This window comes from Caballeronia sp. LZ003, assembly GCF_031451465.1.
GTDB lineage: Bacteria > Pseudomonadota > Gammaproteobacteria > Burkholderiales > Burkholderiaceae > Caballeronia.
In genome coordinates this window covers 1-15,440 of sequence record NZ_JARUXJ010000236.1, presented here as the reverse complement: position 1 = coordinate 15,440, position 15,440 = coordinate 1, and the positions used below count along the sequence as shown (strand labels likewise).

Genomic DNA, 15,440 nt, shown 5'->3' with positions numbered 1-15,440 from the left:
CCGCATTCGAACGAGGCGTACCGCTTCCACCTCCCTATCTACCTTATCGGCGCCTATAAAAGATTTCAGTCGCTTTGCCGCACTAAAGGTGGCAAGCCGAGTCGGACATAAGATTGCTCGTAAGCTGCGATAAACCTAGGATCTCCGGTCCGTACACGCGCGAGCCAATACCCCAGTTCCTTTTGACAACCCTCGCTTTCAATTCTAGAGAAGCACGGGGAAGTCGCTGACATTTGCGTCGCTGCCCAGTAAGCCGCGAAGATGGTCTCCTGGTCCGGATACACAAGTCGTAGGTTAGTCTTATCGCCTTCATTCAGCCATCTTTGAATGGAGGAAGACAGAGTCTGCTCCGTTTCGTTTGGTGCATAATTGAAAACGCGAACGGCGCCGTGCCGTGTTTCACGGAAGTCACTGAGAGCAATGGACACGACAAACATGACTGCCCGATGCCTCGCTAATCTATCATTCAGCGATATACCTACTGCCGTTGCAACGCTAACCGACAATATCGCGAGCATGATGGCCGTTCGTATAAAGGGCCCAGCGAATATTCGTTGAAACATTTGATAAAGCGAGTTAAACATCAGCAAACTTTCTGCCCTCTCGGCTGCAGGAAAATTTCGATTACAGAGCATGAAGGCGAACGCGTCCTGCCCACGCTTCACGGACATTGCAGCCAACTTGGCTCTTATAATGCGGCTGCAGTCGCCGCTTCTCCGGTGCGAACCTTAGCCAGGCGGACCAATCAGTTGCTGGATTCCGTCAAGCCGATTGAGCATCGAATCTGCTCTGTCAGTTGCCTCAAAAGTGCCGTGCGTCGGCCTCGGCGCGTGACGAATTCCTCATCGTCTCGCCCTTTTCTCGGCGTTTTTGCGCAACCCAAGATGAGCCATCCTCGCCACTGTCGCTTCGCACCGCATTCGATCGCTAAGGTTTGATAGTCCGCAGCGATGCGGTACCTGAACGACGGATAGCGCCAGCTCGCATAAACGTGGGAATCGTTCGATACAATCAAAACGTTACGCGCGTTAATCTCATGAGCAATCTCCTGAATCAGGCGAACAGCCAGTTGCTTCGGTCGCCATCCATGCCATTTGTGAGTCAACGACCGGAATAGTTCTCGCCCGTTCCTCCCCTGTGCCGGACCTTGCACACTTCCTATCATCAACCTTGGACGAAAAATTCGTCCTCCTAAGCTGGCTATTGAAAACGAGCATGAAACGACGGAATAGCCTTCTGCGTCTTTGATGGATAGCGTCCAATCTCCCTCCCTCTTAAATTGCTCTAGCACTTCAATTACGACCTGCCAGCTTTCTTCACCTACTGAGAAGGTTGCGACAACCGCGACGCCTGACTTAGCAATTTCGCCTGCTATCGAAGGAAGCAGTTTGCATGCGAAACGTTGATGCTCCAAACTCACTCGGAGAATGTCGTCTGGCTGGAGCGCATTGTGCAGGAACGGACGGTGAATACGCTCAAAGCATTGCGGCGCTCGGCTCACTAGCCCTGGAGTTTTTGACGATAAGCAAGCGTCTAACCAACAAATAGTCGTCTTGTAGCAAATTAGAGTTCGGGTAACAAATCGGAATCTACGCCAGCGCGCGTACATGGTCTTGCCCGGATACACATGCAAGGCGCACTCCGCAACAAACCGCGAACGAGTTCGATTTATCGATGCTAGCTTCGGGATCCATTTCTGTTTATATTCTTTCAATTTCTTTGTTTAAAACGTGCACTCGGGTGAGACTTGGCGACACCCCTGAATTAATGTCGACCGTTCGCATGAGCCTCGCTTCGAAAGACGGTAAAGAAGATTAAGCCCAAAATCCCTTTAGTAATCGCGGCGACAATTCCCTCACGTGAAGGTGCGGGCATCAATTTAGGCTTGCTGTTTCTTCAAAGTCAGTAGGAGGTCAATTCCACGCCAACATCGCGGCGCTGGGAGCGAGCGTGTTCATGTGTCTTGTCACGGCGAAGGGCCTTCCCCGTGCGGTTGCTCGGGTTCATCAACCAACTTTGTTGCTCGAATGACTTAGAGCGATGGTGCTTGCGTTTTTTCTTACCCTCTTTGGAGCCTCGCTTCAACCGGCTCTTTGCCGGTAAGTGTTCCGCATACGATCGTCCATTTGAGACGTTGGAAACTACAGCTGCATCTGCCGCGCTGTAGGATAAGCAAGCAGCGCCGATGCAAGACACCAAGACCATCACTTCGCCGACTTTTTTCATAGCCTTCAATTTCGACCCCTTCATTCATGTGTTCGCGAGAAAAGAGAGAGTAGCGTTGGCTCGTTAGCGATGGAATCAGACGGGTACCAAAGTTCGAGGCCAAAGTCTGAACGAATTATGTTGAATCGAGAGATCGTTTCAGATTTGGGCAGCGACAATTGTTTTGGCCGGTCATTGACTATCGTTTTGGCCGGTGGTGAGGAGTCTAAGGCGGCGCAGCCGCCGTAGACGATGAGCCACCGGCGGCGCCAGGTCGACGGGCTTTAGGATGGGCTGATCGAAGCTTGAGGAAGAAGCGGTCAGCTCATGTCTGGAACCCGCATTACCGACCAACAGGTTCATCTCTATATGAACAAGCGCAAACAGCACTCTCAGGAAGTCGCGGCCGCCAAGACCGGTATCAGCGTGCGTACGGCGCGCCGCATTGAACGTGACGCCACCTTGCCTTCTCAGAGACCACGGCAAACATGGCGGACCCGAGCTGATCCCTTCGTCGACGTATGGGAGAGCGAAGTCGTACCGCTGCTGCGCAACGCGCCCCACCTGATGGGCATCACGATCCTGCGCAAGCTGCAGGACGATCACCCGAATTGCTATCCCGATAGCATGCGCCGCACGCTGGAGCGGCGTATTCGCCAGTGGCGGGCGCTTGAAGGGCCCACACAGGAGGTGTTCTTCCCCCAGGAGCATCAGCCCGGTGTGCGCGGACTGTCAGACTTCACCGATATGAGCAAGCTTTGCGTGACGATCGGCGGTGCCCCATTCGGTCATCGGCTGTATCACTTCGTACTGGCGTTCTCGCGCTGGGAGTACGCGAACGTTGTTGAGGGTGGCGAGAGTTTCGAGGCCCTTGCAGCGGGATTGCAAAACGCGCTGTGGCAGGCCGGCGGATGCCCGCGCGAACATCGCTCTGACAGCCTGTCGGCTGCCTTCAAGAATCTGACAGAGCAGGAGGACTTCACGAAACGTTACTCAGCGCTGCTCGACCATTACGGCATGGAGGGCACGCGCAACAATCGAGGCCTGGGTCACGAGAACGGCAGCGTGGAGTCATCGCATCGGTATCTGAAGGAAGCGGTCGACCAGGCCTTGATGCTTCGCGGTCATCGCGACTTCGCTGACCGGGCCACCTACGATGAATTTATCCGTGAGGTGGTGATGCGCCGGAACCGGCGCAACGCTGCGGCGTTTCGCATTGAGCGCGCACAGTTGCAGGATTTGCCCGTACGTCGCACTACTGACTTCGTCGAGGAAGAAGCACTCGTGACCCGCTGCAGCACATTCACCGTGCGCGGCATCCTGTGCAGCGCACCGTCGCGCCTGATCGGCCATAGGCTAAAGGTGCGAATCTATGGTGACCGGCTCGACTGCTATCTGTCGGGCGCGCTGGTGCACAGTACGCCGCGAGGCTCCCGTGCCTCCGACAACCGCCACGCGCTGGATTATCGTCACTTCATCGATTCTCTCAAGCGCAAGCCGCAGGCGTTCAGGGGGTTTGCGTTTCGCGACGCGCTGTTTCCCCGTGAAGCCTACCGACGAACCTGGGAGAAGCTGGAGACGCAACTGACGCAACGCCAGGCATGCAAGACGATCGTAGGACTGCTCGAACTCGCAGGACATCACGGCGTTGAGGCGTTGCTGGCCGAGCGGCTCGACGCCTTGCTCGAAGCAGGCGAACTGCCCGATCTGAAGCAGTTGCGCGATTAATTCGCGCCGCGTCAGGCTCAATGTCCCGAGGTGGTAGTCAAAATGCCGCCCCTCGCGGTTTATGACGAGCTTCTCGACAAGGTGGCAGCATGAACGCCCCTGCCCATGACAACGGCCGTCTGGCCCTGATGTTGAACGAGTTACGTCTGCCGACCATCGGCAGGTTATGGCCCGAGTTTGTTGAGCGCTCTGATAAGGAAGGCTGGCCGGCTACGCGATTGCTTGGGGCGCTGCTTGAGCACGAACTGGCCGAACGTGCCAAACGACGCATCGAGCGGCATCGTACCGAGTCACATCTTGATCCGACCAAGACGCTGGCCACCTTCGACTTCAGCATGGTGCCAATGGTTTCGAAAGCGCATGTCACGGCACTGGCGACCGGAGATTCGTGGCTGGAGAAAGGTGCCACGATTCTCCTGTTCGGGCCTCCCGGTGGCGGCAAAAGTCATTTAGGTTCAGCCATCGGACACGCTTTAATCGAAGTCGGCTATCGAGTGCTGTTCACACGCACGAGCGAGCTCGTCCAGAAACTCCAGGCTGCGCGTCAGAGCCTGCAACTTCCATCCGCGCTCACGAAGCTTGATCGGTTTGATCTCATCATCCTGGACGACCTGTCGTACGCGCGTAAGGACCAGGCCGAAACCAGTGTGCTGTTCGAACTGATCGCCGAGAGGTATGAGCGTAAAAGTCTTCTCATAACGGCCAACCAGCCATTCTCGGGATGGAATGACGTGTTCCCCGACCCCGGCATGACGGTCGCGGCCATTGATCGGCTCGTCCATCACTCGACGATCTTCGAGCTGAATGTTGAAAGCTATCGCCGTCGAAAGGCCAGCGACAAACAGAGCGCGCGCCGGCGACAATTACCCGACGACAATTACGATGGAGAAGCGACAACTATGAATTAGCCAGCGACAATTACACCCGTCGACCGGCCAGAATAGTTGTCGCTGACCGGCCGTGCCGCTTGACGCTGTCTATCAGATGCCTGCCAGCGCTTGGCGCATTCGACAGAGGGATAACGTTGTCTAGGATATCGAAGCGCGTTGAGATCGACCTGAACGGTGTAGTCGGCTATGGGAAATGATGTGAACGGTGCTTGAAAGACCTTCTACTGAAACCGGCGCACCAGCCGCGTCCATTTGGGCGCCGGCGCGCTGATTGCTCCGCCGAAGCTTCTCAATGTCCGCGTGACGGTCGTGGAGCGCCCCATGACCATCGCCGCTATCATCCTGCGCGCTCAATTGGAGTATTTCGATATTCAAGTGCGGGAGACGATGAGAGTTGCGTCGATCGGCTTTCGTACGCCTGGCTGATTGTTGCCGAAATCCGGGTCAATCTAGTAATGCTGAGCGCCCCAGACTGGCACAGCACGTCGTGTGGTGTGGCGATTGCACGAACAGAAGCCAAAACAGCTCCTTTACCGAGTCGTCGGATTCGGAATAGTCATTTAATCTCAATCTTTATCGAGATGTCCTGTGCATTGCCACGGCAGAAACATCGGAATCAGCGGCATTTTGTCGGCCCACTTTGGGCTTTAGACAGCCTCAGGACATGCTCGACCGCGTCGCAGCAGCGCATCCCGCAACGTGACGTCCTCGATGACTGATAACGGCGAACCAATACGTGGTACTTCCTAACGCCCTACGCTTTTTGGAGAGATAGATGGTCGACGACGAAGTTCCCTTCACCAAGGTGCAGCTCTTCGAGGCACTTCAGACACTTCAAACCGCTTTGGACGAGGTTTCGGATAACGTCGAAGTGCTGGCCCTAGCTGGGCGCAAGCATCTGATAAACGCCGAGTCCCGCCATGCTGTGTTCAGCATCGAAGCAACAATTAACAGAGCTCGGATGACTGCGGTTCACAGCCTGTGGCCCTGACACAGGCTTGAGCCGAGGCTAGTCGGTATCGATTGGAGCTGCCTTTTCCCTATCGAGCAGTGGACCCCGCATGAGAGAACGCAATAGTAATTTGACGAACTTCCGTCCATGATGTAAGTAGGAGCTTAAAGAGGTAGCGCGGCAGGACCTGTGGTGTCTCTTTTTTTGTCATTGACGACTTGTGGCCGACAGGGAAAAAGAGATGTTCGATGAAATAATACCGTTCACGAAACTTCAGATGCTCGACGCAATCCAGGCGCTTCAGGCCGGACTGTCAGAGATCTCGCAGCAAGCCGACGCCATGCTCGAAGTGGCCAACTCCCGTGGACTCGATCTTGAGGCACATGTCTTCGTCGTTGAGACGATTCGCGCGGTGGCTGAGGCAAATCATGCCGCGAAAATAAGCCTGGGCCTGTGATTGGGCGTGAAGCTATGATTCGGCTTTTGTTTTGATTACAACGCTTTTATACAAAATGGCGGAAATATGAAAGACGACGATGTCGCCTGGACGAAGGTTCAGATGTTTAAGGCGATCCGGTCATACCAAGTTGGACTTGCTGATATTTCGGCACGTGCGGACGATTTTTCCGAGCAACTGAAAGAGGCGGGACTCACTCCGGAAATACGCATGTTTCTTGATCAGATCGCGGGTTTAGTCGTCAGCACCACAGTTGAGGTGGCTGAAGTGCTCGACCGATAAGTGCCCTCCGTGATGTATCGCGCTGAGATTGAAACGAAATCGTCCGCGGCCGTCGCTTTCAGTCGCAGCCGACCGTCGCGAGCAGCTAGGAACACTTAGGCTATCGCAGCCGCGATGACGACGCCACTCGAAGGTTGAACGACGCTGTAAGGTTCGCCATCGGCTGACCGGCTCGTCGGTTAGGCAATACGCTTACAAGACGAATTCATTTGTAAGCGAATCTTTAAGAAAAGCACACCCATGCCGATATCATGGTGTGACTTCACATTCCGGCCCTCCCTTCGACGCGCGTGTCATTAACATGAATGATGGCGAGCTAGCACACCTTCAGGTCGCCGTGGCCATTGTCCTGCGCTCGCCAAATCAAGTTTTGCCGCCCGCGTACTGGCGGCGTCGCATCGTAGACTTGCTTGCCCGAGGTTCGCTTCTACAAAGCCAAGTCGCCGTGCTAAACGAGTTACTTCTCCGCCTCACCGGATCTGAGGACAGATGAGGCGTCTATGCAAGTTACCGGTGGGTTGCCAACTCGCCATCCAACTCCGCGTCCGCCAGCGCGAGCTCAATGTTGTCTCGGTTAGTATCGATTAGCCGGCGAGCCCAAAGAAACGCAGCACGTTCGGCAGCTGACTTAGCCGGGAATAACGCAGGGACAGAGTATTGCACTGCCGCCTCGCGACGGTGTGATGTCGGCCAATGGCGGAATAGCCGCAGAATAGCTCTCCATCCGTCCCGATATTCTTCTACCGAGCATTCCACGATGTGACCGCCGATCTTGTGCATGGCGACCTCCGTCCGAGATTCTTCATACAAGCAACTCGCGGGCCTAATTAACTGAACCATTGCAAGGGCAACGCGAGCCTCCTTCCCAAAAAATCTCTCTGCATGCTGCATTGGCTCGAACTGGAGCAGTTGGTGCTTTTCCATACGGCCAGCTAAGTTGCGGTGGCTTTCAGACGTGAGAACGGGACTTCGATAGTATTCGCACTTGCCGTGCTCTCTGGGCACACCCGCTTCGCACAATCGACGTGAGGCCGAGGATTGCATGCGAACAGTCAGGTCATTAGAACCGGTATCCGATGTTCAGGCTTGCAGTTACCGGATTTAGTGGCAAGACAGCATTGCCGTAGAATTTTCTTGCTGGATACACGCGCTTATGGCCGTCGACGACATAAGTGTCTTCTCCCATTTGATGGCGGTAGCTTATCCGCGACTGAAGTGGACTGGCAGAAAGTGAGAACACTCCAAACAAGTGTTGATTGAAGTGGAAAGACACGCCAGCAGTCACCAATGGCGCCGCCAATGGAGTTCTCATGTTCATCTGAACAACGTGGGGCTGCCAGTCAGAAACGTCATTACTCAGGTGGACACCATTTTCGAACTGGAGCGCGACCCCGCCGCCTAGGAAAGGGCGAATCGTCGTATTCGGAATATCAAAGAAATATTTGGCTTGAACGGTTCCACGGATAAGCGATCCATGCGCCAAGTCGCGATTTGCGAATTCCTCAAGCTTTCCGTAAATCGCATAGTCATATGGTGAGCCGATCTCAGCCTCAACCGAAATGTTGTTCGTGAGGAAATGGCCAATGGTGAGATTCGCGGCACTTGCATCCTTGATGCTGATTCCCGTTCCGGGGGAATCATGGAGAATTCCGCTCTCACTGATTGAGATCGGACCGCTCCTGGCGTGGAAAATCGCTGTCTCGCCTCCTACCAAGACATATGTCGGATCAGCCAGTTTCGACAGCGCATTTGTGGAAATAAGAAAGAGTATGGCGCTCAGAAGGTATCTCATGTTTATTTTCGTTAGTGCAGGATGACGGATTCGCAATATAGGGTGTTTGGCGCGATCCCGATTGATAACGCATAAGTCGATTAATGGTGTAAGCACTACCGGACAGAACGATTATGGTAGACGACGCAAGGTGAAGCGCACTGTCCGAAGCCTTACCGCAAATTTACCCGGATGTTATATGCCAGCCTCCTCTCGCGATCGTGCTTACAAATCTTGGATGAGTTGATGGAACGTGAATCGATCCTACTGTCTGCCTAGCCTGCGAGACGAATTCGAGAAGGTACTCGCTGACCTCGTTTTCTCCGCCAGTGAACTTTAAGTCTTTACAGGCGAAGATATCTCTCAGCGACGCGCCGTTTGCAAGGTGCAGGATATGGAAGGCTGAATCTTCATAACCAACATTGACTGCTCGCGGGAATACACCAACGAACACCCTGCTATTCACTACCACAGCGATCGCGTGTCTGCCCCACTCGATGTTGCAAAGCATCATTTCCTCTCCGTTCGGTACTTTTAACGCGTAGCGAGCGCGCGAGTGACCTCAGCATCGCTGTGTGTTTCGATGCATACACTTGTCAAACTGCTGCGCGCGGAGGGCCCAATCCTCGCGTTCGTGCCGCCTAGCCAAGCCGCAACACAATTAAACACCAAAAATGAGGAATCGGCAAAGTTTACTTGCCTAGACATGTTTTTTTGCTGATGCATTGTTCGCACGACGATACAACGTGCGACACTTTTGCCAACGAAATTCTTTTTCGTTCTAATAATTCACGATAAGTAAACGATTTATAAGATATATCAAACTTTTTTAGTTTATTCGGCTTTTATATGCGTAAAACACTGCCATTTCTAGGTAGCGTTCAGCGCCGCATCCGCGCGTAAGAGGGCTCTCCTTCAGAGCACACTCCGCGCGTCCTCACGCAAGACGGTCGTTTGAAATCAGCGCTTCAGTCGTCGTCAAATACCGCCCGGCTTGCTTCGCAGCGGATGACGAGTCGAAGCTGCGTGCTGGCACTCCGCCTCTCGTGGCTAAGCGACGCGCGAGAAGCACACGTACCTCAGAAGTTCCGAAATGTAGAGCGCGGCAGGTCAGCAGATTGATAACGAGTGCCTGGGCTCAGTTGTAAGCGCGCGTCGAGGCACTCGCAGGCGGGAACGGTAATCTCGTTGTTCCGGACTATGAAACTGTGCAATATCGAGGGAATGACTCGATAGCGCCGGTTGGTGACACGAGCCGACGCGTACGCCGCGTTCGATCGTTTCGTGACGGTCTACGCCGCGAAATATCCGAAGGCGACCGAAACGCTGAAGAAGGACCGGGAGAGCCTGCTGGCATTTTACGACTTCCCCGCCGAGCACTGGCAGCATTTGCGCACGACCAATGCGATTGAGTCGACATTCGCGACCGTGCGCCACCGGACGACTCGCACCCGCAACTGCGTGTCGCGACCAACCTTCCTCGGTCTGGCATTCAAGCTGATCGAGGAAGCCGAGAAAACCTGGCGCCGTATCAACGGCCCCGAACAGATCAAGCTGTTGCTGGAGGGCATTGCCTTCAGGGACGGCGAACCGGTGCAAGGCGATCAAACGGTTCAGCAGAAACTCGCCGCCTGAAGTCGAACGCCATCAAGCTGCCCATACACCACTCTTGACGATAGCTCCATTGGCGATGAAGCCGCCGATGGCGACAGCGCTGACAAGGTCGCTCCAGTAGGTATTACGGCCGTTATAAAACAGGCCGACAATCAAACCATTTGCAGGCCATATACTGCTGACGCCCCATGTCGTCCGGGTCAGGGCTATGCCTAAACATGCAAGCGCGCCATACGTCGACGCGACTATGAGGAAATTTGTAAGGCGCTTCATTTGCGAAATGCTAAGGTCAAGCGAAAGACACCGCGCTTTCTGCCCTACGCACGGAACGGCGCGACAGCACAAGAGGTATAACGGCACATCCGCCGTCTTCTATAGGTTCCGCAGCAGGAAAGGCGTGTTGCCGCCTTACGCCGACAACTATAGATGTGTTCATTTCGGCGCTGGCTTTGATAGAGTTGCAAGAGAGTCAGGCGCACACCCGAGCGTAGTGGGCTCGGCCCCGAAGTAGCGGCCCGGCGTCGTGCCGAACGTCCGCCGGAATAACGCGATAAATGCGCTCGCATTGTCGTAACCGAGCTGCAGGGCAATACTGGTAACTGGCTCTCCTGCCGCTAGCAACTCGAGTGCGCGCACAAGCCTAGCTCGCTGTCGCCACGCGGTGAACGTCATGCCAGTCTCTGAAACGAAGCGGCGACTTACCGTACGTGGTGCTGCATGCGCCCAGATGGACCAGTCTTCGAGCGATCGCGTGTGAGCGGGCGAATCGGCAAGTGCGGTCGCGATGCGTAATAGCCGAACGTCGCTAGGCATCGGCAAGCTAAAAGCATCGGCGGGGCTGCCGGCGATCTCGTCGAGGATCACGGCGGCGATGTGCCGCTGTCGGTCGTCTAAAGGCGCGTACTCCCACTCGGCCGCACGCACGATCGCCTCTTTCAGCAAGCCCGTCATCTCGATAACGCGCGGCTCTTTGGGCAGCGCAGCGCACGCGTGCGCAGACACGTATGCCGCCCAACCCGAGAACGGACCGTGCGAACGTGCGGCGTGGACGGTTGATGGCGGGATCCACGCGGCCCGTGTTGTCGGAAGTACCCAAGCGCCGCTATGAGTCCGAACGCTCAGCAGGCCTTGAAAGAGGCCCAGCAATTGACCCGTAGGGTGCTGATGGGCCCCTGACTCGCGCGGAGCGCTCTGCTTCCCCGCTAGCGCGATCAATGGTGGATCCACACCCGTCAACGTATGGACGAGGTCGAATTTGCTCTGCAGATGATTGAGTGAAGGCATGGCGGCTTCGCGCTATCGGTTGGCACCTATAGTCTACCGCTGCCACCGCTTATCGGATTATGCTTCGAGCATCCTCTTGCCGGAGCCGTACCATGTCATCTGCTGCACTCGACGCAAGCGACCTCGACCGTTTATACGATCAACCATCCGAATTCATTACAAAGGGTGTATTGCCGCGCCTGCTACCCTTCCACCTCGCCTACTTGCGTGTTGCGAGTTTTTTCTGTCTTGCTACGGGCAATACTGCAGGGTTAGATGCGTCACCTCGTGGAGGCCAACCCGGATTCGTGCACGCGCTCGATGAAAAGCACGTCGTGTTTGCGGACTGGCCGGGCAATAATCGCATAGCGTCGTTGCGAAATTTGACGGAAGACGATCGCGTTGGCATGTTGTTCCTGTTTCCCGGTCTCGAGGTATTCATGCGCATTAACGGACGCGCCACAATCACAGATGACCCAGCAGTGCTGGGTCGTTTTGCCGAAGGCACAAAAACACCCAAGACGGCAATCGTCGTGACGATTGATGAGGTACTGTTTCACTGCGGCAAAGCAATTAATCGAGCAAAGCTCTGGAGCGACGCATCGCGACTTGATCGTTCGAGCGTTCCGTCGCCTGGAGAAATGAAAGCGGCAATGGCTGAGCAGGATGCGAACATCGTACGCACGATCGACGATGCGTACTACCAGTCAGTCCGCAACAACCTGTATTGAGCGCCAAGGCTTGGGCAGGGACATAGGAGTCGATAGAGATGGCGCATGCAGTACGTAGTAGAAGATTGCCGTAGGAGCAGATCAGCGCCGCGCCCTAACGGCTCTCGGTTATTAGCGTCGGCATGATGACGGCGCGCTCGTATAGCATCGTTCTTCTTGGCTTGTCGATGGGACGACGAGGTGCTCCGGGATCGCAGTCAGAAAAACCACGCGCCTCCTAATCCGAACGTCTTAACGCGGCACTTCCACCATAACTAGAAAGCGTGAAAATGACGTTAGAGCAGATCCAAAAAGTTTATCGGGACGCCATTGATCCAAATGCGGGCGGCGAAAGTGCAGGCTGGTGGGCATCGGTCGCAATGGATGTCTTGGCGGTAGTAGACGCACCGACTGTCCGGAGTGCTGCCAGCCACATTGCTTGGTGGCATTCCGACTGGGAGTGGTCGCAGGTCAACGACTCTGCACTCGACGCAGCCAAGCGGCTACGGTGTTCAGCGAAGCGTCTCCGACTGAACGCGCAGCGCGAAGTTCCTCACCACAGAGAGCCGTCCAAGGCAAAGTAGGTGCGAGTACTTACCCACCACGCAGGAAAGAACCGAGCGCAACGCTTACTGGTCCAAAAGAGCACGCCAGTCCTACTGATACAGAAAAATAGTCGCCATTGATCAGGCACTTCAGAAGATTCTATGCCTCCGGAGTCAGCCGCATCAGTCTAGGCTAGCTGGGATACCGAACAGGCGAGAGCTATCGAAGGCCTCGCTCTCAATCCACGGCGCCGGCATCGTATGCGCCGGGCAAACTTAATCGATCGCGACACCGGCGGCATTCTCCGCGTCTTCGCACCACCCACGGCCGCCCTCTCTGTCCCGGTTGGCGCTGGCGGCGGTTCTCGACCGACAGCAGTCAGATAACTTTCTCCGCACCGGTCAGTCCGCACACTTCAGATTATTTGAACTAGAGTGCCGGTGAGCGGCCGTTGCGACCTCACCGAATCGGCCATAAACAGCCGCTCGGGCTTGACGTCCAGTACGGTGAGCAGAGGTTTATTGGTAAGCACGCGGCGATCACGTCTGGTTTTCGATTGCTTGGCGTAAGAGCATACGTTTCCACGATCAGGAAGCGGACACGTGCACACTATTGTCAACGTCGGACTTAGTTTCCCCAAAACTGTCGGAGTAAAATTCCCCACCCTGTATCTGCGTGGTGATCAGCCGTTTTCGGGATCGGGTGAGCTCCTCCGGGGGCGTCCTGGGCGCCGGCGCGGCGTTTCGGCAGATGCCGGGTGTAGAGATGATGGACGGTTGCGTAGATGGTCAGGGAGTAAATCGGCGTGCTCGCGCAGACGGTAAGAAGAGCCCTCAATCTGCACCACGATCGCGTGATGCAGCAACCTGTCGAGCAGGGCTGCTGCAACGACACTGTCGCCGAATACCTCGCCCCACTCACCGAAGCTGCGATTGGAAGTCAAGATAATCGCGCACCGCTCATAGCAGGCGTTGATCAGTTGGAAGAACAGGTTGCCGCCGTTTGAGCCGATGGGGAGATATCCGATCTCGTCGACAATAAGCAGGCTGTTGCGCGCGAGGAAGCGCACGCGTTGCGGCAGATTGCCTTCGCGCTCGGCCTTCGCCATCGAGCTGACGATTTCGGCGAGCGAGCCGAAGTACACGCTCTTGCCGGCGCGGACCGCTTCGACACCCAACGCGATGGAAAGGTGTGATTTACCGGTTCCAGGCGGCCCGAGGAAATGAACCGCCTGTCGCCGCTCGATGAAATCCAGTTGCGCCAGCGTCATGATCCGATCACGATCGAGGCTCGGCTGGAAAGTGAAGTCATATCCGGCGAGTGTCTTGATTGTGCCCAATCTTGCTGTCTGTAGTGCCATCCGAATACGCCGTGTCTCGCGCGTAGTGAATTCCTCGCCCAGCAGCGTCTCGAGCACTTCCAGCATTGAGCTGTCGCCCTGCTCAAAGCGCTTCAGAGTGGCATCTAGAGCTTCGAGAGCGCGTGGCATGCGCAAGCCAACGAGGTAACGCTGTATCCGCTCGACAGTCGAGCTTGGAACGCTGTTCATGCATGCCTCCCAACGTCAGCTAGGCGCTTTGCGACCTGATCATAGAACGATAGGGGCCGGCGTGCGACGCCTGCATTTGAAGGCGGCAGCGCGCGTCCGGTTTGCGGCTTGCGCTTACCGGAGCGCCTGTGGCCAGGCAGCAGTGACGTTCGTCGTCGGCCTTCCAGCACGGGGTGCACTGCCAGCAGTTCGCCCTGCTCGTAAATCCGGACTTCGTGAGCCAGACTGTGAACTTCGAGGGTGCGTTTGCGCGTTCGGTCGGGCACGCTATAGTAGTTTCCGCCGACTGAGACGAGTCCTTCGTGACTCACACGCCGCTCGAGTCGGATCACGCCATTGAACAAACCGGCGGGAAGCGCTTGCAACGTCGGGCGCTCCTCAAGAAAATGCTCCGCGACAACTCGGTGCGTCGTGCCATGCACACGAACATTGGCTACTGAGTCAAGCCACTCACGCAACTGGCGATTCATGTCGGCAAGATTTTGAAATCGTCGAGCGAGGAAGAAGTCCTGACGGATGTATCGAAATGGGCGTTCGACCTTCCCCTTAGTCTTTGCGCGATATGCCTTGCATGCGCGCGGAGCAAAGCCATAGTGCTGCGCGAATGCGACGAGCTTTGCGTTGTAGACGATGTGCTTCTCGACTTCGCCCAGCACAGCCGCCTTCATGCGGTCGTAAAGCACCTCTCGAGGAACACCGCCGATGTGCTCAAACGCCTCCATGTGACAGCGCAAAACCGTTTGAAGGTCTTGGTGCTCAACGAAGCGGCCCCACAAATAACGGCTGTGTCCAAGCACGAGCGAGAACAACCAGATCGAGCGCCGCTGTCCAGGGACGTCATCAAATTCGACATTGAAGTGAGCAAAGTCCACTTGAGCTTGAGCTCCAGCCGGCGTCTCGAAGCGCACCTCGAAGCCACGCTGCTTGGGCGGACGAACTTCTCGGACCAAATCACCCAATGCTGTGCGACCGCCGACGTAGCCCATCGCCTGAACCTCCCGAAGAAGTCGTTCAATGCTCAGCTCGGGATACTCACGCACACGCTCGGTCACGTAATGGACAAAAGAATCGACGACACAAGGACGCGGCGCACGCGGACCATAACGAGGCGCCTGCACACCATTCTTAATGTATTTGCGAACGGTCTTGCGATCCATATTTAGTCGAACGGCGATAGCCGAGATGCTCAGCCCCTGCCGATGCAATTCCAGAATCGTCATAACCTCTCCCAGCTCGACCACCGGTAGCTCCCCGACGAATGCGAAGGCCTATATGGTCGGTGATCGACGGGGCGCCACCGCTTACGCGGCGGCGCCAAACAAAAACTGGGGAAATTTACTTCGACGAAAATGAGGAGTATCTATCCGACGCTGACACACTATTTCCCAAGACATATCGGCGGGCCGCACACGGCGGACCTATAGCGCCTCGTTCAAGTCTGAGCTTATCAACCAATGTCGGCAGGTCGGCGTC

At 55.7% G+C, this 15,440-nt stretch carries 13 protein-coding genes and 2 pseudogenes; 7 read left to right on the top strand and 8 right to left on the bottom strand.

What is annotated here, in order from left to right; translation table 11 throughout:
- Positions 1 to 745: 745 nt before the first annotated feature.
- Entirely contained in the window at positions 746 to 1,609 is an 864-nt protein-coding gene (locus QCE79_RS36265; RefSeq protein ID WP_309853228.1) for a DUF535 family protein, read from the bottom strand.
- Between the two features lie 293 nt (positions 1,610 to 1,902).
- The gene (locus QCE79_RS36260; protein WP_250464039.1) at positions 1,903 to 2,250 is read right to left on the bottom strand and encodes a hypothetical protein; all 348 of its coding nucleotides are present in this window, start codon (positions 2,248 to 2,250) and stop codon (positions 1,903 to 1,905) included.
- A 282-nt stretch (positions 2,251 to 2,532) separates the two neighbouring features.
- Here QCE79_RS36260 and istA (QCE79_RS36255) point away from each other — a divergent pair.
- The 5 genes and pseudogenes from istA (QCE79_RS36255) to QCE79_RS36235 all read left to right on the top strand — a co-directional run bounded on the left by istA (QCE79_RS36255) (position 2,533) and on the right by QCE79_RS36235 (position 6,514).
- Positions 2,533 to 4,026: pseudogene (gene istA, locus QCE79_RS36255) on the top strand (IS21 family transposase).
- Entirely contained in the window at positions 4,023 to 4,841 is an 819-nt protein-coding gene (istB, locus tag QCE79_RS36250) for an IS21-like element helper ATPase IstB (protein WP_309853179.1), read from the top strand. The pseudogene istA (QCE79_RS36255) and the gene istB (QCE79_RS36250) overlap by 4 nt, the downstream one beginning before the upstream one ends.
- A gap of 757 nt (positions 4,842 to 5,598) precedes the next feature.
- The gene (locus QCE79_RS36245; RefSeq protein ID WP_309853176.1) at positions 5,599 to 5,814 is read left to right on the top strand and encodes a hypothetical protein; all 216 of its coding nucleotides are present in this window, start codon (positions 5,599 to 5,601) and stop codon (positions 5,812 to 5,814) included.
- A gap of 238 nt (positions 5,815 to 6,052) precedes the next feature.
- Positions 6,053 to 6,232, top strand: coding sequence for a hypothetical protein (locus QCE79_RS36240; protein ID WP_250464033.1), 180 nt, complete (start codon positions 6,053 to 6,055; stop codon positions 6,230 to 6,232).
- Between the two features lie 66 nt (positions 6,233 to 6,298).
- On the top strand, positions 6,299 to 6,514 hold the full coding sequence (locus QCE79_RS36235) for a hypothetical protein (RefSeq protein ID WP_250492048.1): 216 nt from the start codon (positions 6,299 to 6,301) through the stop codon (positions 6,512 to 6,514).
- Positions 6,515 to 7,574: 1,060 nt separating this feature from the next.
- Here the strand turns inward: QCE79_RS36235 and QCE79_RS36230 are convergent.
- A complete protein-coding gene (locus QCE79_RS36230) occupies positions 7,575 to 8,306 on the bottom strand; it encodes an OmpW family outer membrane protein (protein WP_309853173.1) in 732 nt (243 codons plus the stop codon).
- A gap of 163 nt (positions 8,307 to 8,469) precedes the next feature.
- Complete coding sequence (locus QCE79_RS36225) at positions 8,470 to 8,799, bottom strand: hypothetical protein (protein WP_309853171.1); 330 nt, start codon at positions 8,797 to 8,799, stop codon at positions 8,470 to 8,472.
- Positions 8,800 to 9,533: 734 nt separating this feature from the next.
- Here QCE79_RS36225 and QCE79_RS36220 point away from each other — a divergent pair.
- Positions 9,534 to 9,920: pseudogene (locus QCE79_RS36220) on the top strand (transposase); the annotation flags it as partial.
- Positions 9,921 to 9,932: 12 nt separating this feature from the next.
- Here the strand turns inward: QCE79_RS36220 and QCE79_RS36215 are convergent.
- Together QCE79_RS36215 and QCE79_RS36210 are read right to left on the bottom strand one after the other, a co-directional pair.
- Complete coding sequence (locus tag QCE79_RS36215) at positions 9,933 to 10,172, bottom strand: hypothetical protein (protein WP_309853168.1); 240 nt, start codon at positions 10,170 to 10,172, stop codon at positions 9,933 to 9,935.
- Between the two features lie 159 nt (positions 10,173 to 10,331).
- A complete protein-coding gene (locus QCE79_RS36210) occupies positions 10,332 to 10,901 on the bottom strand; it encodes an AraC family transcriptional regulator (protein ID WP_309853166.1) in 570 nt (189 codons plus the stop codon).
- Positions 10,902 to 11,275: 374 nt separating this feature from the next.
- On the opposite strand from QCE79_RS36210, the gene QCE79_RS36205 reads away from it, so the two are divergent.
- Positions 11,276 to 11,893: an MSMEG_1061 family FMN-dependent PPOX-type flavoprotein gene (locus QCE79_RS36205; protein WP_309853164.1), complete on the top strand. Its 618-nt coding sequence runs from the start codon at positions 11,276 to 11,278 to the stop codon at positions 11,891 to 11,893.
- Between the two features lie 1,207 nt (positions 11,894 to 13,100).
- Here the strand turns inward: QCE79_RS36205 and istB (QCE79_RS36200) are convergent.
- Positions 13,101 to 13,967: an IS21-like element helper ATPase IstB gene (gene istB / locus QCE79_RS36200; protein ID WP_309853162.1), complete on the bottom strand. Its 867-nt coding sequence runs from the start codon at positions 13,965 to 13,967 to the stop codon at positions 13,101 to 13,103.
- Complete coding sequence (gene istA, locus QCE79_RS36195) at positions 13,964 to 15,187, bottom strand: IS21 family transposase (RefSeq protein WP_309853160.1); 1,224 nt, start codon at positions 15,185 to 15,187, stop codon at positions 13,964 to 13,966. The genes istB (QCE79_RS36200) and istA (QCE79_RS36195) overlap by 4 nt, the downstream gene beginning before the upstream one ends.
- Positions 15,188 to 15,440: the final 253 nt, after the last annotated feature.